Genomic DNA, 22948 nt, shown 5'->3' on the forward strand with positions numbered 1-22948 from the left:
CGCTCACCTGCGCTGAAACTCCGGACTGCCCAGCAGCAGTCCCGCTAATGCTTGCTCCTGCGCACTGCTTGCCGGCGCCCGCGGCGCGCCATCGTTCACCGCGATCGTTGTTGGAGCTGCCGAATTCGCTTGCGCCTGCTGGTCCACTGAAGCCAGCAGAGCCGTCCGCGTCGCGTCACTCAATCCGCCCGGGACAACAAGGCCTTCCAGCCGCGCCTCTTCCTCGTGGACATCGCCCGCACTTGCAGTGCTTGTCCACGCCACCTGCACGCCTTTCACCCGATTCGAAGAAAGCTTCAATGCGAAGTTCATCCGGTTCGCGAGCGCGCCGGTTGAAACCCAATCCGCAGCGTCTTCTTTATATCCCGTCGGCGGAACGCAACCGTAGAGTGGCATCCCCATCTCGCGCAGCGCCTGAATCAATGGCCGCATCTCTTCTACATTTGCGTTGCTTGCTCGCAATGCCGACACAACAAACTCCAGCGGCGTCTTCACCTTCGCGCGATACGCATCCTCCGACCAGAACTCAGGAGACCGATACAGCGTGCGCATCACAGCAGCCATGTCGCCATCGCTTGCCATGTACGTCTTCGCCATCCGGTCTACCAACGCCTGCGACGGATCATCGCTCACAAACCGCACCGCGAGCTTGCGCGAAAGGAACTGTGCCGTAGCCGGACGCGTCGCCAGAAAGTGGAGCAGGTCGCGCCCTTCCTGCTCGCCGTGCTCCTTGAACTTCTTGCCCATCACCTTCTTTGTGCCTGGCTCATGCCGCCGCTCCTCAAAGCGGAACCCGCCGGCGCGCTGCGGCTGGTCCACCGTCCACCCCGTCAGGATGCGCGCGGCCTGCACCACATCCGCCTGCGTGTATCCGCCGTTCACGCCGAGTGTGTGCAGTTCCATCAGCTCGCGCGCATAGTTCTCGTTCAGTCCCTGGTCTACTTTCTTCTTATTCGGTTTGCGATTGCGCGCCTCATGCGCGCGCTCTGCGGCAAGCGAATCCGGCCCGATGCTCTCGGCGTTGTCCAGGTACATCAGCATCGCAGGCGAGTGCGCCACCGCTTCCAGAAGATCTTCGAAATGTCCCAGCGCTCTGGGCCGAATGACATCCCTCTCGTAGCTCACAAGTTGATACGGAGTCGCCTCGTTCTTGCGCAGAAACACGTTGAAGTGATTCAACCAGAAGTCGGTCATCACCTCCTGCAACTGGGCGCTCGAATAGATATCGCGCGTCAGCCGCTGCGACATCAGCTCTTCCACAACGGTCCGCTCCGGCGCTTCCAGATCGCCCAGCGTCTCCCGCATCTCCGGCGTGAACCCGGCGACCAGCGCCAGCTTTTCCGGGCCACTGAGTCCTTTCATGAATTGATCGAGTTCCGTCCCCTGCATCGCCATCAGCCGCAGCAGCCTGTCGCGCGGCTCCAGAGCCATCAACGTTCGCGTCTCCTGCGGATCACGAAATGCAGCCGTCTCCGCTTTCGGATTTTCCGCCATCATCCCGTTCTCCGCGGTCGGCGTAGTCGCACTAGGATTCGCCTGCGCCTTCTCCTCTTTCTTCAGCGCCACGCGCGCGGCCTGGTTTGCGTAGACGGTATGCAGAACCCCGTGCTCCGGCATCGTCAGCTTCCCGTTCGCCACCTGCCTCATCACCGCGTTGTTCGGAAACCGCACCAGCAGCTCCGCCGGACTCAGCCGCATGGCTGGATACTCCTTCAGCCGTTCCTCCATATCCCGATTGTCGATTGTGCCGGGATGCAGTTGCTGCTCAAACCACACATCCAGCCCCTGCCCACGCACAGCGTCCCGATCGCCGGCCCGCGGCCCAAAGGTGAACCGGTTCAGCGCATGCAGAATGCGCTCGTCTCCCTGCATTGCCTTGTGATACTCCGGCCGCGCCTTCGCGTCCGCCGCGGCCAATCCAGGCATGGGGAACGCCAGAAGAATACACAGCAACCCTGCGAGAGGAGACCTGACAGACATGGAAACGACTCCGGGAGGGGGAATAGCTGGCGTGACCCGCCACTTTGTCGGACGGCATCCCAATACAAAAGTTGCGACAAACCTAACCCCTTTCGCAACACCGTAGTCAAACCATCAGTAGCAAACGCACTCCGGGGCGCGCTGAGAGCCGCGCCCTATTTTTGTCCCTGTTTCGATTGACCAAACCTATCGACACAATTGACAAGATCACTCATTCAAATCGTCGCCCGGCTCCTATACTGATTTGGCTACTCAACGGCAGCCAATAGGAGGCTTTATGTCTGGCGAATCTCAATGCCCTTTTTCCGGTGGAGTGATCAAGCATGCTTCGGCGGGTGCAAAGGGCAACCGCGACTGGTGGCCGAACCAGTTGAATCTCGGAATCCTCCATCAGCAGTCCTCGCTCTCAAACCCCCTGGACGAGGAGTTCAACTACGCCAAAGAGTTCCAAAGCCTTGATCTGGATGCCGTCGTCAAGGATCTTCACGCCCTCATGACCGACTCCCAGGACTGGTGGCCGGCCGACTTCGGCCACTATGGCGGCCTCTTCGTCCGCATGGCCTGGCACTCCGCCGGAACCTACCGCATCTACGATGGCCGGGGCGGCGGCGGACGGGGCTCGCAGCGGTTCGCCCCCCTTAATAGCTGGCCCGACAATGCCAACCTCGACAAAGCCCGCCGACTCCTCTGGCCCATCAAGCAGAAGTACGGCCAGAAGCTCTCCTGGGCCGACCTCCTGATCCTCGCCGGAAACGTGGCCCTCGAATCCATGGGCTTCAAGACCTTCGGCTTCGGCGGCGGACGCGCCGACATCTGGGAGCCCGAACAGGACGTCGACTGGGGCCCCGAAACCACTTGGCTCGGCGACCAGCGTTATAGCGGCGAGCGCGAGCTGGCCAATCCGCTCGGCGCGGTTCAGATGGGCCTCATCTACGTGAACCCCGAAGGCCCCAACGGCAACCCCGACCCCGTCGCCGCCGCCCGCGACATCCGCGAAACCTTCGCCCGCATGGCCATGAATGACGAAGAGACCGTCGCCCTCATCGCCGGCGGCCACAGCTTCGGCAAAACCCACGGAGCCGCCCCCGCCAGCCACGTCGGCGCAGAGCCCGAAGGCGGAGACATCGCCGATATGGGTCTCGGCTGGAAGAGCACCTACGAGTCCGGCTACGGCACCCACGCCATCACCAGCGGCCTCGAAGTCACCTGGTCCAAGACGCCCACCAAGTGGAGCAACAACTTCTTTGAGAATCTCTTCGGCTACGACTGGGAGCTGACTAAGAGCCCCGCCGGAGCCCACCAGTGGAAGCCAAAAGGCGACGCAGGCGCGGACCAGATCCCCGACGCCTTCGATCCCGCCAAGCGCCATCAGCCCTCCATGCTCACCACCGACCTGGCCCTGCGCTTCGATCCCGCCTACGAGAAGATCTCGCGCCGCTTCCTCGAGCATCCCGAGGAGTTCGCCGACGCCTTCGCTCGCGCCTGGTTCAAGCTCACCCATCGCGATATGGGTCCGCGCTCCCGCTATCTCGGCCCCCTCGTTCCCAAGGAAGCGCTGATCTGGCAGGACCCGGTCCCCGAAGTCGACCACGAGCTGATCACCGACAAGGACGCCGAAACCCTCAAATCCGAAATCCTCGCCTCCGGCCTGTCCATCTCCCAGCTCGTCTCCACCGCATGGGCCTCCGCCTCCACCTTCCGCGGCAGCGACAAGCGCGGCGGCGCCAACGGCGCGCGCATTCGCCTCGCCCCGCAAAAGGATTGGGAAGTCAATCAACCTGCTGAGCTGGCCAAGGTGCTTTCCAAGCTCGAAGCCATCCAGCAGAAATTCAACTCATCCCAAAAGGGCGGCAAGAAAATCTCGCTCGCTGACCTCATCGTTCTCGGCGGCGACGCAGCCGTCGAATCCGCTGCGAAGAAGGCCGGCCACGAAGTGAAGATCCCCTTCGCTCCGGGCCGCACTGACGCCACGCAGGAGCAGACCGACGTCGCTTCCTTCGCCGTGCTCGAGCCCAAGGCTGACGGCTTCCGCAACTACGTCAGCAAGGGCTGCGAGAAGTACGCCTCTGAAATGCTGCTCGACAAGGCGCAACTCCTTCGGCTCACCGCGCCCGAGATGACCGTCCTCATCGGCGGCCTTCGCGCGCTCGGCGCCAACCACGGCAATTCCAAGCACGGCGTGTTCACCAGCCGCACCGAAATCCTCACCAACGACTTCTTCGTGAACCTGCTCGACATGCACACGAAGTGGGCGAAGTCCGACAAGGACGAAGCTGTCCTTGAAGGCCGCGACCGCAAGTCCGGCGAGCTCAAGTGGACTGCCACCGTCGTCGACCTCGTCTTCGGATCGAACTCCCAGCTCCGCGCCGTTGCCGAAGTCTACGCCAGCAGCGACGCGCAGCAGAAGTTCGTCCACGACTTTGCCGCCGCCTGGAGCAAGGTCATGAACCTCGACCGCTTCGACCTCACCGTCCCTAAGGTCACCGCGGAAGCCGAAGCCGTCGCCGTCTAATTACTAGCCTCGTCCTGGTCCCCGCAGCCGCTGCAAGGCCCCGGGGATCAGGACAGCCTATTCCCTATTCCCTATTCCCTATTCCCTCCTGAAGCGTCCAATCCGACCTGTCACAATTCCGTCGCCCTCGCTGCAATTGCTTGCTAGGCTCTATGTACCGTTTATTCCCCTGAACGGGCCCGATCCAGCCTGAGGCTTGCGCCATCAATCTGCGCTCACCTCAGAAATGCAGTTGCGTCCCGATTCTCGTTGGAGGATGAGCCAGTGATGGAGCTTCGGATTGCAGACCTCAACAAGGTCTACAAAGGCGGCGTGCGCGCGCTCGACAACGTCAACCTCACCATTCCCCAGGGCCTCTACGGCCTGCTCGGCCCCAACGGCGCGGGCAAGTCCACGCTGATGCGCACCATCGCCACTCTCCAGGAACCCGACTCAGGCTCCATCCAGCTTGACGGCCTTGACGTGCTCCGCTCCAAGGACGAAGTCCGCAAGGTCCTCGGCTATCTGCCCCAGGACTTCGGTGTCTACCCTCGCGTGAATGCCGAGGAGATGCTCGACCAGATCGCGCTCCTCAAGGGCATCACCAGCCATCGCGAACGCCGCGAAGTCGTGCACGAGATGCTGCGCCGCGTGAACCTCTGGGAGCACCGTCGCAAACGCCTCACCGGATTTTCCGGCGGCATGCGCCAGCGCTTCGGCATCGCGCAGGCCCTCATCGGCAATCCCCGCCTGCTCATCGTCGACGAGCCCACCGCCGGCCTCGACCCCGGCGAGCGCAACCGCTTCTACAACCTCCTCGCCGAAATCGGCGACAACGTCATCGTCATCCTCTCCACGCACATCGTCGAAGACGTGATGGAGCTGTGCAGCAACATGGCCATCATTCACCTCGGCAAAGTCCTCTTCGCCGGCTCGCCCGACCGCGCCGTGCACAGCCTCGAAGGAAGGGTCTGGCGCAAGTCCATAGCGCGCGACGAAGTCAAGGACTACACCGAGCGCATGCACGTCATCTCCAACAAGCTCGTCGCCGGCCGTCCGCAAATCCATGTCTTCGCCGATTCCCTCCCCGACGACGGATTCGTTCCCGTGGCTCCGGATCTCGAAGATGTCTTCTTCGCCAGCCTTGCTGGCCTCAACTAGGAGGGCGCGCATGTTGCATTTCTTCTGGTTCGAAGTCCGCTACTGGCTGCGCTCGGTCATGCTCTGGGTCTTTACGGCCATCGTCAGCTTGCTTACGCTGCTGCCCATGAGCACAGACCAGGTCCAGGTCGGCGGCGCCATCGGCAACACCTTCCGCAATGCCCCCTACGTCGTCGAACAGTACTACTCCATCTTCTGGTTCATTACGCTGCTCATGGTCACGGCCTTCGCCAACTCGGCCGCCGCCCGTGAATTCGCCTACAACATGCACCAGATCGTCTTCACCAAGCCGATCCGCAAGCTGGACTTTCTCATCGGGCGATTCCTCGGCGCAGTCGTCATATCCACCATCCCCATGCTGGGAATCTCCCTCGGCGCGCTGCTCGCAAAAGTCATGCCATGGGCCGATGCCGACCGCTTCGGCCCTGTGGTGTGGTCCGCACACCTGTCCGGCATTTTCATCTTCGCGCTGCCCAACACCCTCTTCATCGCAGCCATTCTCTTCACCATCGCTGCCCTCACCCGCAGCACCGTGGTCTCTTTCCTTGGAGGCCTGGGTCTTCTAGTAGCTAACGTCGTTGCCGGCGTGCTCACGGACAAGCTCGAAAACGAAAAGCTTGCCGCCATGGTTGACCCATTCGGCAACAACGCGTTTGCGCTGATGACCAAGTACTGGACCGTCGCCGATCGCAACACGCATGCCCTCGGCCTAACCGGTCTTCTCCTTTGGAACCGCCTCATCTGGCTCGCCGTCGGCATCCTCATCTTCGCGTTCTGCTGCTGGCGCTTCAGTTTCGCCGAGCGGCAGGCCCGCGCCTCCCGCAAGAAACTCGACGATTCCGACGCCATAGCAGCCATCCCTAGTCCCGCGATTCGCACCACCGTCACGCTGAACTACGGCGCAGCCGCGCGCTGGCGCCAGCTTCTCGCTTCCATCCGCATCGAGTACCGTCGCCTGCTCAAGACCGTCTCGTTCATCGTGATCACGTGTGCCGCGCTTCTAAACAGCGTCGGCGCACTCATCTTCAGCGCTCGCCAGGGATTCGGCCTCACAACCCGGCCGGTCACCTATGCGCTGCTCCAGATCATCGCCGGAACCCTCTACTTGTTCCTCGTCGCACTGATCACGTTCTTCGCCGGCGTCCTCGTCTGGGAAGAACGCGACGCCCGAACCGACGAAGTCTCAGACGCCCTTCCCGTTCCCGAGTGGCCTTCGTACGTCGCGAAGTTCATTGCCCTGATCACCGCGTTGGCCACCATTCAGGTCGTGGTGATGATTGTCGCCATCTGGGTCCAGGCTGCGGACGGCTATACGCGCTTCCAGTTGGGCCTTTACATCGAGACACTGCTAGGCCAGGATCTCCTCCGCTTCGCGTTCCTCGCGGCCCTCGCCTTCCTCATTCACGTTCTCTCGCCCAACAAGTACGTAGGCTACTTCGCCTTCATCGGTGCGGTCGTCGCCAACACCTTTATGTGGCGGCCGCTGCACGTCGGCACCCGCATGGTCCAGTTCGGCAGCCTGCCGGCAATGACCTACTCCGATTTCTTCGGCTATCAGCCCTGGATGAAGGGTTGGACCTGGTTCGCCATCTACTGGATCCTCTTCAGCTGCCTCGTAGCCGCTGCCACCATCCTGTTCTGGCCGCGCGGCAAAGACCTCCGCTGGAAGGCCCGCCTCGTCCACGCGCAGCAGCGCTTTCGCGGCCCCGTCCGCGCCCTGTCTCTGCTGGCTGCCGTTGCCTTCATCGCCGTCGTCGGCTGGGTCTACTACAACACTGAAGTGCTGAATCAAGTGGAAAGCAATAACGACACTCTCCAGCGCCAAGCCGACTACGAGAAAAACTACAAACGCTTCGAACACCTGCCTCAGCCGCGCGTCACCGATGTCCACTACGACATCGCCATCTATCCCGCAACGCGCGAGCTGGTGATGCGCGGGTCCGAGCAGATCAAGAACGAAACCGCCGCTCCCATCGACGCGCTCCACCTATCCCTCGACCGCAACTTCACCTCCACCGTCGACATGGCCGGCATGCAGCTTGCCCAGGATGACAAGCGCCTCGGCTATCGCATATACAAGCTCACCACCCCACTCGCCCCCGGAGAAGTCCGCACCCTCAACTTCGACGTTGAGTCGCATCCCAAGGGCTTCGAAAACACCCTCACCATGACCGGCGTCGTCCAGAACGGCAGCTTCTTCAACTCCAGCTCCGTGCCCCAGATCGGCTACCAGGAAAACAACGAGCTCACCGATCCCAACGATCGCCGCCGCTTCAAGCTGAAAGAAAAAGACCTGATGCCCGAGCTCGTGCGCAACTGCACCACTGGCTGCATGGACTCCTACATCAGCAACAACTCTGACTGGGTCAACGTCGACACCATCATCAGCACCAGCGCCGACCAGATGGCCATTGCGCCCGGCTCTCTCCTCCGCCAGTGGCAACAGGATGGCCGCAATTTCTACGAGTACAAGCTCGACCACTTCGCCCTGAACTTCTACTCCTTTATCTCTGCCCGCTACCAGGTGCAGCGCAGCAAGTGGAACGACATGGACGTGGAGGTTTATTACCTCAAGGAGCATCCCTGGAACGTCTCCAAGATGGTCAGCTCCATCGAGAAGTCGTTCGCCTACTACACCACCAACTACGGCCCCTACTACAACAAGCAGGCGCGCATCGTCGAGTTTCCGCGCGTCGCTTCGTTTGCGCAGGCCTTCCCAGGAACCATGCCCTACTCGGAATCCATCGGCTTCATCGCCGACATTGAAAAGCCCGACGACATCGACATGGTCTTCTACGTCGTCGCCCATGAGATGGGCCACCAGTGGTGGGCGCACCAGGTCGTCGGCGCCAACATGCAGGGCGCAACGTCGCTGTCTGAAACCCTCGCCCAGTACTCCGCGCTCATGGTGATGGAAAAGCAGTACGGCCCCGACACCATGCGCAAATTCATGCAGTATGAGATGGACAATTACCTGCGCTCGCGCGGCACGGAGCGCCTAAAGGAGCGCCCCCTGATGCGCGTCGAAGCCAGCCAGGGCTACATCCACTACCGCAAGGGCAGCGTGGTCATGTACTACCTCCGCCAGATGATCGGCGAAGACGCCATCAACCGCGCCCTCCGCAAGGTACTCGCGCAGTATCGCTATGCGCAGCCGCCCTACCCCACTTCCTGGGCGCTCGTGGACGCGCTGCGCAGCGAGACCCCCCAGCAGTACCAGTACCTGCTCAAAGACCTGTTCGAAGACATCACCCTGTTCTCGAACCGCACCACCAGCGCCACCGCCCACAAGCGTCCCGACGGCAAATACGACGTGACCGTCCAGGTCGAAACACACAAGTACACCGCCGACGCCAAGGGCGCAGAGCAGGAAATCCCCGTCGACGACTGGATCGAGGTTGGCGCGCTCGCCGCTCCCGCCAAGGGCGACCGCTACGGCAAAGTTCTCGTCCGGCAGCAGGTCCACATGACCGGCAAGGGAGGAACCTACACCTTCGTCAGCTCATCGGTACCCGACAAGGGCGGCATCGATCCCCTGCTTCTCCTCGTCGATCGCGTCCCCGACGACAACATGAAGAAGGTTGATATCGTGCCCTAGGCAAATCGGGCTGCGCCCCAAACTGTCTCAACAACGGGGTTCACCTCAAATCCTGTCAAGCCCCCTCACCTGTGGAAAAACGACCTAAGCCACACAATCCACTCATTACAAAATGTGGAAAACTAATTGCGAATTACTGATCGAATCTGCCATACTAGATATAGAGAAGAAAAACGAAACGCCCCCGGTCACGGTGGGCGTTTTCTTTTGACCTAGGACAAAGGGCGAACAAGGGGGGATGTTGGTATTAACTGATCAGGCACTGTGTTTACCTATAAATTAGCTACCCCTCCCCCTGTTTTTACTTCTCCCTATATTCGCCTAAATTGCAATCAAGCCAAACATAAGATTAGACATATTGATATTCTAAATTCCATAGGCCAAAAAACAGCTCGTTGCAACAAGCAATGCGCATTTGTACTCATCAGTAAACACCCTTCAAAACCCCACGCCCGTCAGTCCGGACGTGCCGAGTCTGAGTTCCTGGATGGGCCTGCTTCTAAATTTTTTATCTCGCATCCCTTCTAACGCTTACCGTCAAAATGCACTAACTGCGATGCAATCGACCGATTGCATCCGCGTCACGGTGGAGCGAATATAAGGCGAAGATCGCCATGCCCTCCGCCTCCACAGTCCGGCGCCAGATCGAAGCGGCCCTCTCCAACCGCATCCCCTCCGCCCTGACTCCCGCCCCGATCGTCCGCCAGTTTGCCCCAACAGGCGTTGATGCTGTCGACACCCTCCTAGAAGGCGGCCTCCCTATCGGCGCCATCAGCGAACTGGTCGGCCCAGCCTCCAGCGGACGCACCTCTCTGGCCCTCTCCTTCGTCGCCGCCCGCACGCATGCCGGCAGCGTCTGCGCCTGGATCGACGTCTCTGACGAGTTCGATCCAGAATCCGCCGCGGCCGCAGGCGTCGATCTCGCCCGCATCCTCTGGGTGCGCTGCGGAGTTCGCCCCCGCAACGACCAGGTCGCGGCACCGGATTTCCGCCTGCCGGAAAAATACCTGGTCCCGCCGCCAGCAAAGAAAGGCCTCCACGGCGGCGGCTTCGGCCCCCATCCGCGCACCGAAGCCAAAGGCCTTTCAGAAGCAGTAGGCGAGTTCCTGCATCCCGAGGCGATCTCTCCTCGATGCGCTGAACCGCAACGCCGCCCCAAAACAGAGCGAGAACCCGTTCCGCCCGTATCTCCGCAGCCGCATCCAAAATCCGGCTTCCGCGCACGAACCGAAAAGCCCTGGGCGCGCATCGAGCAGGCCCTGCGCGTAACCGATCTCGTGCTCCAGGCAGGCGGCTTCGCTGCCGTCGTCCTCGACATGGCCGGCATCGCGCCGGAGTACGCCTCGCGCGTTCCGCTGGCCACATGGTTCCGTTACCGCGCCGCAGCCGAGCGCACGCAGGCAAGCCTGCTCCTGCTCACGCAGCATCCCTGCGCCAAGAGTAGCGGCGAGCTGCTGTTGCGATTCCAACCCGGCGAGCCATCTCGCGATGAAGCAACAGTCTTTACTGGAATCCATCACCGTGTAGAAGTGGAGCGCCGCCGATTCACGCAAGTGCCTTCCAATGTAGTGTCGATTCGCAAGCCTCCGCAGCGCGAAACCGGCGCAACCTGGCGCAGCAAATCCACCTGGGCAGGCGCGCAATGAACGAGCGTTATGCCTGCGTCTGCGTGAAGGAATTTCCGGCACAGGCCCTTTTGCGTCTGCGCCCCGAGCTGCGTGATCGCGCCTGCGTGGTCATGCAAGGCAACCCACCACTCGAGCAGGTGTGCTCGCTCAACAACAAAGCGCGCACGCTGGGCCTGATGCGCGGCATGACTAAAGTCGAAGTGGAGACGTTTCCGCGCGTAGCTCTGCTGCCGCGCTCAACCGATGAAGAGGCCGCAGCAAAGGCTGCGATTCTCGAATGTGCCGGTGTCTTCTCGCCACGCGTCGAAGCGTGCGGCAATGAGTCCATGTTTCTCTGCGTAATCGATATCGCAGGAACCGACAAACTCTTCGGGCCCGCAGATGTGCTCGCAAATAATCTCCTCTCGCATCTGCGCAAGTTGGAGATCGCTGCCTGCATCGCCATCAGCAGCAACTTCCATGCAGCACTCGCAGCGGCAAAAGGACTCACCGCGCGCAAACCCGTTCAGGTGATTCCCGCAGGCGGCCATGAGAGTGACGCGCTCGCAGCACTGCCGCTTTCAGTCCTCGATATGACCCCGGAGCAGGCGGAGACGTTTACGCTCTGGGGAATTCGCACTTTAGGCATGCTGGCTGATCTGCCTGAAAAGGAGCTGATCGCGCGCATGGGTCAACCAGGCATGCGCCTGCGCCGGCTTGCGCGTGGTGAAATGCCGCATCTCTTAGAGCCCGTCGAACCGGAGTTCACGCTTGCCGAACGGATGGAACTCGACTCGCCTATCGAAGCACTGGATGCACTTCTCTTCGTTGCGAACATGATGCTTGAGCAGTTGATCGTGCGCGCAAACAGCCGCGTTCTCGCACTGGCTTCGGTCACTATCACATTGAAGCTTGAGGGCGGCGCGACACATGCACGCACTGTCCGCCCCGCACTGCCCACTAATGATCGTGCATTGTGGCTCAAACTTCTTCATCTGGATCTCGAAGCGCATCCACCGCAGGCTGCCATTTTGGCGGCATCCCTCGAGGCCGAACCTGGAAACACAAGCAAGGTGCAGCTGGGCCTGTTCTCTCCGCAATTGCCTGAGGCTTCACGGCTCGACGTCACCCTTGCCCGCATTCGCGCCATCGTCGGCGAGGAAAATGTAGGCCGCGCAGTCCTGAAGGAGACGCATGAAATGGACGCGTATTCCATCGAACCTTTTCAACTTCCTTCTTCAAAACCCGCTACAGTTTCGAATTCCTCATCGCGTTCGGCTGTCCGTCGTCTGCGCCCGGCTGAAGAAATCTTTGTGACATCCAACAGCCAGCAACCAGCAGCATTCGTCTTTCGCGGCACTCACTATGCGGTGGAGCGCGCCTATGGTCCGTGGTTAAGCAGCGGCGAATGGTGGAAACAATCTTTGTGGGGATGCGAGCAGTGGGACCTTATCGCTCGCGCGCAAGACGGCGCAATGCTGTGCTGCTGCGTCGTGCGTGACGTCTTGCGCAATCAATGGCAGATGGCTGGTCTTTATGACTGAGCAGTACATCGAGATGCATGCCGCCAGCGCATTCAGCTTTCTGCAGGCAGCCTCCGCACCTGAGGATCTGATCGAACGCGCGGTGGCCATAGAAATGCCGGCGATGGCGCTGACGGATCACAACGGCGTATATGGCGCGGCGCGTTTTCATACAAACGCGGAACGGAATGACATTCGCGCCCATATCGGCGCGGAGATTTCCGTATCCAGTTTTGGGCCGCGTCTGACGCCTCCCGCATGGCTGCCGCACCAGCACATCACAGAACCAGCGCGCCTGCCGCTGCTCTGCGAATCGCGCGAAGGCTACCAGAATCTCTGCCAGCTCATCACGCAATTCAAAATGCGCGAGACGAAAAAGGGCGCTGGAGCAGCGACTTTTGACGACCTGAGCCAGTACGCATCCGGCCTTGTTTGCCTGACCGGTGGGGATGAGGGCCCGCTGGCCGCTGCTCTTGCACATGGCGGTGAAGATGCCGGGCGAGAAGTGGTCGAACGACTGATGCGCATCTTCGGACGCGAGAATGTCTACGTCGAATTGCAACGCCACCAGGAGCGCGAAGAAGAGGGTCGCAACCAGGCAGCCCTCCGTATCGCAAGTTATCTGAAGCTACCGGTGCTTGCCACCAACGGCGTACGCTATGCAACTGCCTATGATCGTGAAGTTCAGGACCTGTTCACATCCATCAACCATCATGTCGAACTCGACCAGGCCGGCCGGCTGCTTGCCCTCAACAGCCGGCGCTATTTGCGCTCCGCGCGTGAAATGGCAACGCTCTTTCGCGACATTCCCAGAGCGATCGAGAACACCATCGCTCTCTCTTCGCGGCTGAAGTTCCGGTTGAACGATCTTGGCTATGAGTTTCCCCGTTATCCCGTACCCGACGGCGAAACCATGGAAAGCTTCCTGCGCAAGCGTGTCGCCGAGGGCGTCGAGCGCCGCTATGGCAGAGCCAGCCGCGATCTGCTCAACCGCGCAAGGAAACAGGTTGAGCACGAGCTTTCTCTGATCGTGAGGCTCGGCTTCGAAGGCTACTTCCTGATCGTCTGGGACATCATTCGCTTCTGCAAGGAAAACGACATCCTCGTGCAGGGGCGCGGCAGCGCGGCCAATTCCGCCGTGTGCTATGCGCTGGAGATTACTGCCGTCGATCCTGTGGGAATGGATCTACTCTTCGAACGCTTCCTGAGCGAGAGCCGCAATGAATGGCCCGACATCGACCTCGATCTTCCCTCGGAAGAAAAACGCGAGCAGGCAATTCAATATGTATACCGCCGCTATGGCGAACTCGGCGCGGCAATGACAGCCAACGTCATTACTTATCGCAATAAGTCGGCTGCGCGTGAAGTCGGCAAAGCGCTTGGCTTTGACGAGGACACGCTGGGGCGCTTGTCGAGCCTCGTCGGGCAATGGGAGTGGCGCGGCAAAACCGACACCATGGCGCATTCCTTCCAGCATGCGGGCTTTGACACGCGCCATCCGCGAATCGCCAAATATCTTGAGCTTTCTATGCGCATCCAGAAGCTGCCGCGCCATCTTGGGCAGCACTCCGGCGGCATGGTCATTTGCCAGGGCCAGTTGAATAAGGTCGTTCCAATGGAACGATCGTCGATGCCGAACCGCCATGTCGTTCAATGGGACAAAGAAGATTGCGCCGATCTCGGCATCATCAAGGTCGACCTGCTCGGACTCGGCATGATGGCCGTGCTCAAGGATTGCATCGAGCTGATTCCTCCACACTATGGCGTTCAGGTCGATCTGGCGCATCTGCCGGAAGATGAGGAAGTCTACAAAACACTGCAAAGGGCAGACACGGTCGGCATGTTCCAGGTGGAGAGCCGGGCACAAATGGCGTCGCTGCCGCGCAACCGGCCTGAAAGATTCTATGACGTCGTTGTGCAGGTGGCGATTATCCGGCCCGGTCCCATCGTTGGCCAGATGATGCATCCATACATGCGCCGCAGGCAGAAGCGGGAAGAGGTCACGTATCCTCATCCGTCGCTCATACCGGTTCTGGAACGCACACTGGGCGTGCCGCTCTTTCAGGAGCAGTTGTTGCGTATGGCCATGACGGTTGCCAACTTTACCGGCGCGGAAGCCGATGAGCTGCGACGCGCTGTGGGGATGCGGCGTTCATGGGAGCGGATGAAAAACCTCGAATCGAAGCTTCGCGCTGGAATGAGTGCCAATGGCATCGACACAAAGACGCAGGACACGATCGTCCAGAACATCAGTTCGTTTGCTTTGTATGGTTTTCCTGAGAGCCATGCAGCGAGCTTTGCGCTCCTAGCGTATGCGTCGGCCTATTTCAAGGTGAAATACCTCGCCGCGTTCACTGCGGCGATTCTCAACAATCAGCCGATGGGTTTTTACTCTCCCGCGGTTTTGGTCAAAGACGCACAGCGTCACGGCCTGCGCATTAAGCCCATCGATGTGCAGATTTCAGACTGGCCCTGCACCATAGAGAACGAGGCCGATGGATCGCTCTCCGTGCGTCTCGGACTCGGCTATTCGAAGGGGTTGTCCAAGGCAAATGCTCAGGCAATTGTGGCTTCGCGTAATGCCGAAGGACCGTTCTGGTCGGCCGAAGATCTCGCGCTGCGCGTTCCTTCGCTCTCCAAAAGAGAGCTCACGCGGCTCGCTCAGATTGGAGCGCTGAACAAGCTCGATGGAATCCATCATCGGCGCGACGCGCTATGGCAGGTGGTGCGAGCCGGCAAGCCGGAAGGTCCACTGCTGCGGCAGCATAGCGACTTCTTGCGCGATCCCTCTGAGGCGCTTCCATTAGCCCCGATGAATATCGAAGAGCGTCTCGTGGCGGACTATGCTGGAACCGGCCTTACCGTCGGCAAACATCCTTTGTACTATCGCCGCGCGGAATTGCGCAGGCAGAACATCTTGTCTGCAGTTGAATTGCGGAATCGCGAGCACGGAGAATATGTGCGCGCCGCCGGCTGCGTCATTGCACGGCAGCGGCCGGGCACAGCCAAAGGATTCATCTTCATTTCAATGGAGGACGAGACGGGCATCGCCAATGTAATTGTCACGCCCGACCTTTACGACCGCGACAGGCTTGTTGTCACGCGAAGCAAGTTTCTGCTCGTTGAAGGTGTACTTCAAAATCAGGATGAAGTTATCCATGTAAAAGCGGATCGTCTGACCCCTCTGGCCGGCACGGCTTTTGAAGTGCGCTCGCATGACTTCCACTGACAGGCGGGTCTTGCAACCAAATGGATCCCGGTTCGTCTGAAATCAGTAGATGGTAGACTCGATACATGCGAGGTAGGTTTCACCTGAGCCGCCGTGGTCTCATAGTTCTTGGGGCCGTGCTGTGCTTCCTCGCTGCCGCGTTCGCCTTCGAGGCGAAGGTCGCCTGGTTCAGCCCTTCGGGAACCCCCGTCGCGCAGATTAGCGCCTCGAAGCTCCAGCCGGCTGACGCACCCAGGCTCATGGCGCAGGCTCTGGCCGCGCCCGCGACTACACAGCACTCACTGGCTGAAGTCCCTCTTCTGCTTGCATTTGCGTTACTAATATTCCCAATCGCGTGTTTCTACTTCCGCAGATCGATGCTTGACGGAGCAGAGACTCAGGCTTTCTCGGGCTTCTCTTCGCCACTTTTCCGGCGTCCTCCTCCACAATCCTAGATTCGTTCGAGCACTTAGCTCGCGGCAGGGTTCATTCACCCAACCGTTTCCGGCATTGAACCATGCGCCGGAACGGGCAGCCGACGAGCCGTTTTCGCGGTGTGCACAGTCCGAGCCGGGGCACTTCCCCTATGCGACCAGCGTCCGGACCCATTCGCCCCCTCCACACCATGACCTATGAAGCGAAAGCCGAGACAGGAGTAAGCCTCGCAATGCCTACGAACTATGAAAGAACCGCTATCCGGGCTCTTCGGAACTGCGGAGCGGTCGTCGCGACGGCCTTTGCCGTCATTCATCTCAGCGCCTGCCGCTCTCAGGGTGACGACAGCGCCAACGCACGCGCAGCATCTATCCCTGCGGCCCGCGTGGCCATTGCCCAGCGCGGCGACATCAGCCACGTCCTCACCTTGGCCGGTCAGTTCCAGCCTTATCAGGTGGTTGATGTTCACCCCAAGGTCTCCGGGTACATGCGCAAGATCAACGTCGACATCGGAGATATCGTCCACGAAGGGCAGTCCCTTGCGACTCTCGAAGTTCCGGAGCTGAAGGCGCAACTCCAGCAGACCGTCTTCCAGGTCGATCAGAGCAAAGAGGAGATCACGCGCGCACAGCACGAGATCAATCGTGCTGAAGCGCAGCACCAGGCCTTGCACGAACAGTACGTTCGCTTGCAGCAAGCCGGGCAGGGACATCCCGGCCTGATCGCAGAACAGGAACTCGACAACGCTCGAGCGGCCGATCTGTCGGCAGAAGCCCAGGCCGACGCAGCCCGCGCCGCCTTGGCCGGCGCCAAACAGCACCTCGGTTCCGCCCAGTCTGAGAACCAGCGCGTGCAGGCGCTGCACGATTACACCAACGTGGTCGCCCCAATTTCCGGCGTCGTGGTCTGGCGCTATGCGGACACAGGCGCACTCATCCAGGGTGGAACCAATTCGAATAGCCAGGACCTGCCGATTGTCCGGCTTTCGCAGAGTTCGCTGCTCCGCCTCCGCCTGCCCGTCCCGGAAGGTGACGTGCGCTATGTTCGCGACGGTGATCAGGTGCAGGTTCGCGTGGATGCCATCAACCGATCTCTCACGGGTAAGGTCGTCCGCTTCACGCGAGACGTCAATTTCGAGACCCGCACCATGGAGACCGAAGTCGACGTCGATAACAAGGATCTCTCCATCTCGCCGGGCATGTATGCCAATACGATGCTGCGCCTGGCGCACGTCGATAGAGTGGTCACAATCCCAATCGAGGCGATTGTTCTTCAGGGCAGGCAGCAGGTTGTCTATGCTCTGGACGATTCCAACCATGTTCACGTCCGGCAGGTGCAGGTTGGCATCGAGGGTTCGAAACTCGCCGAAATCAAAAGTGGTCTTCAACCAGGTGAGCGCGTCATCCTCGGAGGCCAGGAGAAATATCAGGACGGCGAAGTAGTCAGCCCTGCAGTGGCCGAGAGTCCGGCCTCTGAAACGCAGCAGGAAACCGGCGGCACGATCGATTTGAAAGCTGATCAGCCTGATGGTCGCACTGACTCCGAATCGCCCGCGCCTCCGCCTGCGAGCCAACCCGCAAAGCCCTCCAGCGGAGGTGCGCGGTAATGCCGAAGTTTGCTCTCAAATATCCATTCTTCATTCTTATGATCTGCCTGGTCGTTGCGCTGGTGGGCACGTTCAGCGTGCTGCAAATGCCGGTGGACCTGTTTCCGCAAATCGACATGCCTGTCGTAGTGGTTGCCACGTTTTACAATGGCATGCCTCCGCAACAGATCGAGTCCGACATTACCAACACCTTCGAACGCTTCTTCACGCTGGCTGCCAATGTTGACCACAGCGAGTCGCGTTCGTTGACCGGCGTCAGCTTGATCAAGATTTACTTCAAGCCTGGCACTGATCCGAACGTCGCGGTGAGCAACATCGCCAACCTCGCGATGGCCGACCTGCGCCGGTTGCCTCCCGGCACGCTGCCGCCCGTCGTGCTCGGCATGGATGCCTCCACGCAGCCCGTTTGCCTGGTCACCCTCAAAGGCCAGGGCCTCAACGAGACAAGTCTCAAGGATTTGGCCCAGTTCCAGGTGCGTAACCAGATCTCCAGCGTGCAGGGCGCATCGGTTCCGCAGCCATATGGCGGGACTTATCGACAGATACAAATTTACGTTGACCCACTCAAGCTCGAAGCCCACAACCTCTCGCTCAATGATGTCGTGCAGTCGGTCAACTCCTCCAACCTCATCCTGCCCGCCGGCGACGTGCGTATCGGCTCGAAGGATTTCAATATCTACGCCAACTCGCAATTCCCGGATGCGAAGTCGATGAATGCGATGCCGCTCAAAACGGTCGGCAATTCGTCGGTGCTGGTTGCCGATGTCGGCAAGGCTGTGGACTCGGGTGCTCTGCAGTACAACATTGTGCGCATCGACGGCCAGAGATCGGTGTACGTTCCCATCTTCAAGCAGGGCGGCAATTCCAACACCATCACCATCGTGAACGGAATCAAGGCCGCCGTGAAGAAGCTGGTCGACATTCCTGAGTCGCTCAAGACCGACGTAGTCTTCGATCAGTCGGTGTTCGTCAAGCTCGCCATCAGCAACGTGATCCGAGAAGCAGGTATCGGCCTGGTGCTCACGGGCATGATGATCCTGATCTTTCTGGGCAGCCCGCGCGCCACGGTCGCGGTGCTTCTGGCTGTTCCGCTGTCGATGGTCGTATGCCTGATGATCGACAACTATATGGGTGGCTCGATTAACACGATGGTGCTTGGCGGCTTGGCTCTAGTGTTTTCGCGGCTTATCGATAACGGCGTGATCGTGCTCGAGAACATCTTCCGCCACATGGAAGAAGGCGAATCCGTCTACGTTGCATCGGAGAACGGCGGGCAGGAAGTAGCCATGGCTGTGCTGGCCGCGACTTTCACCACGGCTATCGTGTTCTTCCCGGTCACGTTCTTCCACGGAGTCAGCAAGTACATCTTCACACCGCTGGCTCTGGGCGTGGTGCTCTCGATCTTTGCCTCGTATTTCTTCGCCATGACTGTGGTGCCACTCTACTGCGCCAAATTCATCAACGTCCATGACGAAGAAGGCGACCACAAGAACAAGAAGACTGGCTACTTTGCGCGGTTCGACCGCTGGTTCAACGCCAAGTTCCAGCGCATGCTCGACTGGTATGAAGGCTTGGCCTATCGGGCGATGAAGCGGCCGGCGTTCACGGCGGGCGTGATTCTGGGCGCTGTCGCACTGCTGCTTGTTGCGAGCTTTCCGTTCCTCGGCCGTGCCTACTTCCCGCGCACCGATCCGGGGCAGTTCGTAATTAATCTGCGCATGCCTGCGGGCACGCGGCTTGAGGTGAGCAACGATTACGTAGCCAAGGTCGAGGAGATCATCCGCAAGACCGTAGCTCCCGCGGACATGGACATGATCGTGTCCAACATCGGCGTCTATCCCGATCTATCCGCGATCTACACCTCCAACGCTTCAATGGATACTGCATTCGTGCAGACAAGCCTGAAGGAAGAGCACCACATCGGCAGCTACGAGTACATGCGCCGGGTGCAGCGCGAGGTCGAACGGCAGATGCCGGAACTCTCGGCCTACTACCAGGCCGGCGGCCTCGTGGACGCGGTCATCAACCAGGGCTTGCCCGCGCCCATTGACATTCAGATCCGGTCGCAGAACATGGACAAGTCCTACAATCTGGCAACTCAACTAGCGGCCAAAATCCAGGCCATGCCTAATGTTCGCAATGTGTATATCCCGCAGAGCCTGGATTATCCGGGGCTGGAGCTCAATATCGATCGCCAGCGCGCCAGCCTTGTGGGGCTGAACGCGAAAGAGGTGGTCGATGACGTGATCACGGCTCTCACTTCGAGCGGCATGGTCGCGCCAAGTTTCTGGATTGATCCGCACACCGGCAATAACTACCTGGTTACAGTCCAGTACGCCAACCACTGGATCAACCACATGTCGATGCAGGATCTTGAAAATATCCCGCTGCGTGCGAAACGCAATCCCGGCTTCACACCGGCGCAGCAGGCGCGGCAGGCCGGCGTGGTTCCAGCGGCGCTGGAGGGCGGCAGTTCCGGCGGCGGAGTCGTGACTCTCGGCTCCGTGGCTGACATTCACCAGATCAACACGCCCACCGAAGTCGACCACAACCAGATCCGCCGGGTGATCGACGTCTATGTGTCGCCCAAAACCGAAGCTCTTCAGGGCATCGGCAAGCAGATCGACAACTTGGTGGCGCACACGCAGCATGACAAGAACACCGTCCTGCAGGTGCGCGGCGCCGTAGTGAGCATGAACGAGTCCTTCAAGGATTTTGGACTTGGCCTCATTATCGCCGTGCTGCTGGTGTATCTGATCCTGATGGCGCAGTTCACATCGTTCATCGATCCATTCATCATCCTGATGGCCATTCCGCCGGGGCTGCTCGGTGTAGTCGTGTTCCTGATTCTCACCGGCAGCACGCTCAACATCATGTCGCTGATGGGAGTGATCATGATGACCGGAGTCGTGGTGTCGAACAGCATCCTTATCGTGGAGTTCTCCAACGTGCTGCATGAACGAGGACTGCCCCTGATGGAGGCTACGGTGCAATCGTGCAAGGTGCGCCTGCGCCCCATCCTGATGACCTCGCTCGCCACGCTGCTGGGCATGATCCCCATGGCGCTCGGGCTTGAAGCGGGAAGCGAACAATACGCGCCACTGGCCCGCGCCATCATCGGCGGCCTCGGTGTTTCCGTGGTGGTGACAATGTTCCTCGTCCCCGCCGTCTACCTGGCCATTCACGGCCGCCGCGAAAAGGATCAGCCTGTGGTTGAGGGAGGACTCGCATGAGAAAGCTCCTTCCCCTCACTCTTCTAGTGGCAACAACATGCGTTGGGCAACAGCCGGCAAGGCCGTTGCCCGACGCTCCGAAGGTCGCAGATTCCGCTGAGTTACTGGCGCAGGCCACGCCGCCTCCGGCGGGCTCGCGTCCCAACGGCCAGAACACTCCCCCTGCCGCAACACCATCACCGGCTAGCGCAAGACTTACGCTCGCTGAAGCCGAGAAGATGGCTCTTGCGCATAATCCGAACATAAGCATCGCGCACTTGCTGCAACTGGCGCAGACACAGGTCACGCGCGAGGTGCGAGCAGGCGAAATGCCCGATGCTGTCGCAAACCTTACGGCGGTGGGCGCACACGACAATAGCCGCATCACCGCGGGAGCTCTCAACAACCCCATCGTTTATAACCGCGCGGCTGGCGGGCTCACAGTCCGTCAACTCATCACAGATTTCGGGCGCACCCGCAACCTCGTCAAGAATGCGCAGTCCACCGCGCAGGCTCAAGTCGATACCGAACGCGCTACGGTTGAAGACATTACCCTGGCTGTCGATGAGGCCTTCTACCAGGCTCTCACCGCACAGTCTGTGCTTAAAGTAGCGCAGCAAACGCTCGCCGCGCGTCAGGCGACTGGCGAGCAAGTGGGCGCACTTACCCAGCAAAAACTCCGTTCGACGCTGGATCTCAGCCTTGCAGATGTGCAGGTCTCGCAAGCGAAGCTTCTGGTGCTGGACGCGCAGAACTCCTCGCAGGCCGCGATGGCGAGCCTCAATGCTGTCCTTGGCTCGGAGGCTGACCAGACCTACGACCTGGTTGACGAGACGCCGGCAAATCCCCAGGCGGCTCCAACCAACACTGAAGAACTTGTGCAGCTCGCTTTCCGCCAGCGCCCCGATCTCGCCTCGCTCGATGAGCGCTTCCTTGCGGCGAAACAATTCGCCTCAGCGGAGCACGATTTGATGCGCCCGACGATCTCTGCGCTTGCAACTGCGGGCGGCACGCCGGTGCGCGCCGACCAGATCCAGTCCTCCTGGTATGGCGCAGCCGGCGCTAACATCAGCATTCCGGTGTTCAACGGCTTTGAGTACTCTGCGCGTGCGAAAGAGGCTGATTTCCGCGCTCAGGCTGCGTCTGAGCAGGTTCGCAATCTCCGCGAAACCGTTGCCCGCGACGTACGCAGTGCCGTGCTCAACGCACAGATCGCGTTCCAGCGTATTGGCGTCACGCGTCAGCTACTCGACCAGGCAAACACTTCGCTCGAGCTCGCGCAAGCTCGCTACAAAGTGGGTCTGAGCGGCATTGTCGATCTCACCCAATCTCAACTCGCGCAAACGGAGGCCGAGATAGCCTACACCAACGCTCGCTTCGCTTATCAAACCGCGCTGGCTGCGGTTCGCTACCAGACCGGGCAATGATTTGAGTCGAAAACCGGCTTTTTTCAGAACAACTGCTCGGGGAGACGCAGCGTCGCAGAAGCCGCGTTCACCCCGAGCGAGGTTCACCACGGCGTGCTGCGCGCGAGTGAGATTGTGAGAAGTGAGGCGTCTTCACAGGCCCGCATCCTGAAATCTAGTCTATGAACCAGTTTTCATTTTTCGCGGCGTGGTGCGGACGCATCTAAGGTCCACAGGTCGAGTTGTGGGCAAACCGTGCCGACCTGTCACAGCAGTAGGGCCTGGGGTTTAACGATCATGCGACATCCAGGGTGCTTATCCGCACTCGGGATGCTCGTGTCGGAAATCAGCAAAATTTGACCCTTTCGCACGGGTGATTAGCCTCAGCGGGCCGGCTAACTCTGTGCCCAGAGCCTTCTTTCACGTGGGTGAACTATGCGTAATCCCTTTCGTGTGCACCACCCCATCTCTCTGACCGATGCAATAGCGGCGGTATTTCGGGCGAAGCCGAAGAGATCGCCTTTGGGAAAAATCCCTCTCGGTCCCGGTCCGGCATTGGACCGGGCGGACACTCCAGCCATGCAAGCGCCGAGGCTGGAGCTGGTCGAGGAATCCTGCTCATCCGAACCGGCCGTTCCTGTGAATTCCATGAACTAGCGGCCAGATCAGGCTTCAGCCTCGACTTCGCCTCAGGTGGCGAGCCGCATGCTCTGTCTCCGCC

Annotated in this window: 10 protein-coding genes; 9 read left to right on the forward strand and 1 reads right to left on the reverse strand. The window is 60.1% G+C overall.

Annotation, left to right across the window (positions count from 1 at the left end; all coding sequences use genetic code 11):
• Positions 1-3: 3 nt before the first annotated feature.
• A complete protein-coding gene (locus MOP44_RS01080; RefSeq protein WP_260794048.1) occupies positions 4-1980 on the reverse strand; it encodes a DUF1800 domain-containing protein in 1977 nt (658 codons plus the stop codon).
• A gap of 277 nt (positions 1981-2257) precedes the next feature.
• Here MOP44_RS01080 and katG point away from each other — a divergent pair, with 277 nt between their 5' ends.
• From katG to MOP44_RS01125, 9 genes are all read left to right on the forward strand, one after another.
• Positions 2258-4492, forward strand: coding sequence for a catalase/peroxidase HPI (katG, locus tag MOP44_RS01085; RefSeq protein ID WP_260794049.1), 2235 nt, complete (start codon positions 2258-2260; stop codon positions 4490-4492).
• Between the two features lie 267 nt (positions 4493-4759).
• Positions 4760-5632, forward strand: coding sequence for an ABC transporter ATP-binding protein (locus MOP44_RS01090; protein ID WP_260796717.1), 873 nt, complete (start codon positions 4760-4762; stop codon positions 5630-5632).
• A 10-nt stretch (positions 5633-5642) separates the two neighbouring features.
• Positions 5643-9230 (forward strand): ABC transporter permease/M1 family aminopeptidase, encoded by a 3588-nt coding sequence (locus MOP44_RS01095; RefSeq protein WP_260794050.1) that lies wholly within the window; start codon positions 5643-5645, stop codon positions 9228-9230.
• Between the two features lie 614 nt (positions 9231-9844).
• A complete protein-coding gene (locus MOP44_RS01100; RefSeq protein ID WP_260794051.1) occupies positions 9845-10876 on the forward strand; it encodes a DNA recombination/repair protein RecA in 1032 nt (343 codons plus the stop codon).
• On the forward strand, positions 10873-12381 hold the full coding sequence (locus tag MOP44_RS01105) for a DNA polymerase Y family protein (protein ID WP_260794052.1): 1509 nt from the start codon (positions 10873-10875) through the stop codon (positions 12379-12381). Before MOP44_RS01100 ends, MOP44_RS01105 begins: the two co-directional genes overlap by 4 nt.
• On the forward strand, positions 12374-15589 hold the full coding sequence (locus MOP44_RS01110; protein ID WP_260794053.1) for a DNA polymerase III subunit alpha: 3216 nt from the start codon (positions 12374-12376) through the stop codon (positions 15587-15589). Before MOP44_RS01105 ends, MOP44_RS01110 begins: the two co-directional genes overlap by 8 nt.
• 646 nt (positions 15590-16235) lie before the next feature.
• Entirely contained in the window at positions 16236-17609 is a 1374-nt protein-coding gene (locus tag MOP44_RS01115) for an efflux RND transporter periplasmic adaptor subunit (protein ID WP_260794054.1), read from the forward strand.
• Positions 17609-20842 (forward strand): efflux RND transporter permease subunit, encoded by a 3234-nt coding sequence (locus MOP44_RS01120; protein ID WP_260794055.1) that lies wholly within the window; start codon positions 17609-17611, stop codon positions 20840-20842. Before MOP44_RS01115 ends, MOP44_RS01120 begins: the two co-directional genes overlap by 1 nt.
• Complete coding sequence (locus MOP44_RS01125; protein ID WP_260794056.1) at positions 20839-22248, forward strand: TolC family protein; 1410 nt, start codon at positions 20839-20841, stop codon at positions 22246-22248. The genes MOP44_RS01120 and MOP44_RS01125 overlap by 4 nt, the downstream gene beginning before the upstream one ends.
• Positions 22249-22948 lie beyond the last annotated feature (700 nt).

The organism is Occallatibacter riparius, assembly GCF_025264625.1.
Classification (GTDB): domain Bacteria; phylum Acidobacteriota; class Terriglobia; order Terriglobales; family Acidobacteriaceae; genus Telmatobacter; species Telmatobacter riparius.

Excerpts from the sequence above, each read along its gene's own strand:
- MOP44_RS01080 (WP_260794048.1), bottom strand. The coding sequence starts at position 1,980 with ATGTCTGTCAGGTCTCCTCTCGCAGGGTTGCTGTGTATTCTTCTGGCG.
- katG (WP_260794049.1), top strand. The coding sequence starts at position 2,258 with ATGTCTGGCGAATCTCAATGCCCTTTTTCCGGTGGAGTGATCAAGCAT.
- MOP44_RS01090 (WP_260796717.1), top strand. The coding sequence starts at position 4,760 with ATGGAGCTTCGGATTGCAGACCTCAACAAGGTCTACAAAGGCGGCGTG.
- MOP44_RS01095 (WP_260794050.1), top strand. The coding sequence starts at position 5,643 with ATGTTGCATTTCTTCTGGTTCGAAGTCCGCTACTGGCTGCGCTCGGTC.
- MOP44_RS01100 (WP_260794051.1), top strand. The coding sequence starts at position 9,845 with ATGCCCTCCGCCTCCACAGTCCGGCGCCAGATCGAAGCGGCCCTCTCC.
- MOP44_RS01105 (WP_260794052.1), top strand. The coding sequence starts at position 10,873 with ATGAACGAGCGTTATGCCTGCGTCTGCGTGAAGGAATTTCCGGCACAG.
- MOP44_RS01110 (WP_260794053.1), top strand. The coding sequence starts at position 12,374 with ATGACTGAGCAGTACATCGAGATGCATGCCGCCAGCGCATTCAGCTTT.
- MOP44_RS01115 (WP_260794054.1), top strand. The coding sequence starts at position 16,236 with ATGCCTACGAACTATGAAAGAACCGCTATCCGGGCTCTTCGGAACTGC.
- MOP44_RS01120 (WP_260794055.1), top strand. The coding sequence starts at position 17,609 with ATGCCGAAGTTTGCTCTCAAATATCCATTCTTCATTCTTATGATCTGC.
- MOP44_RS01125 (WP_260794056.1), top strand. The coding sequence starts at position 20,839 with ATGAGAAAGCTCCTTCCCCTCACTCTTCTAGTGGCAACAACATGCGTT.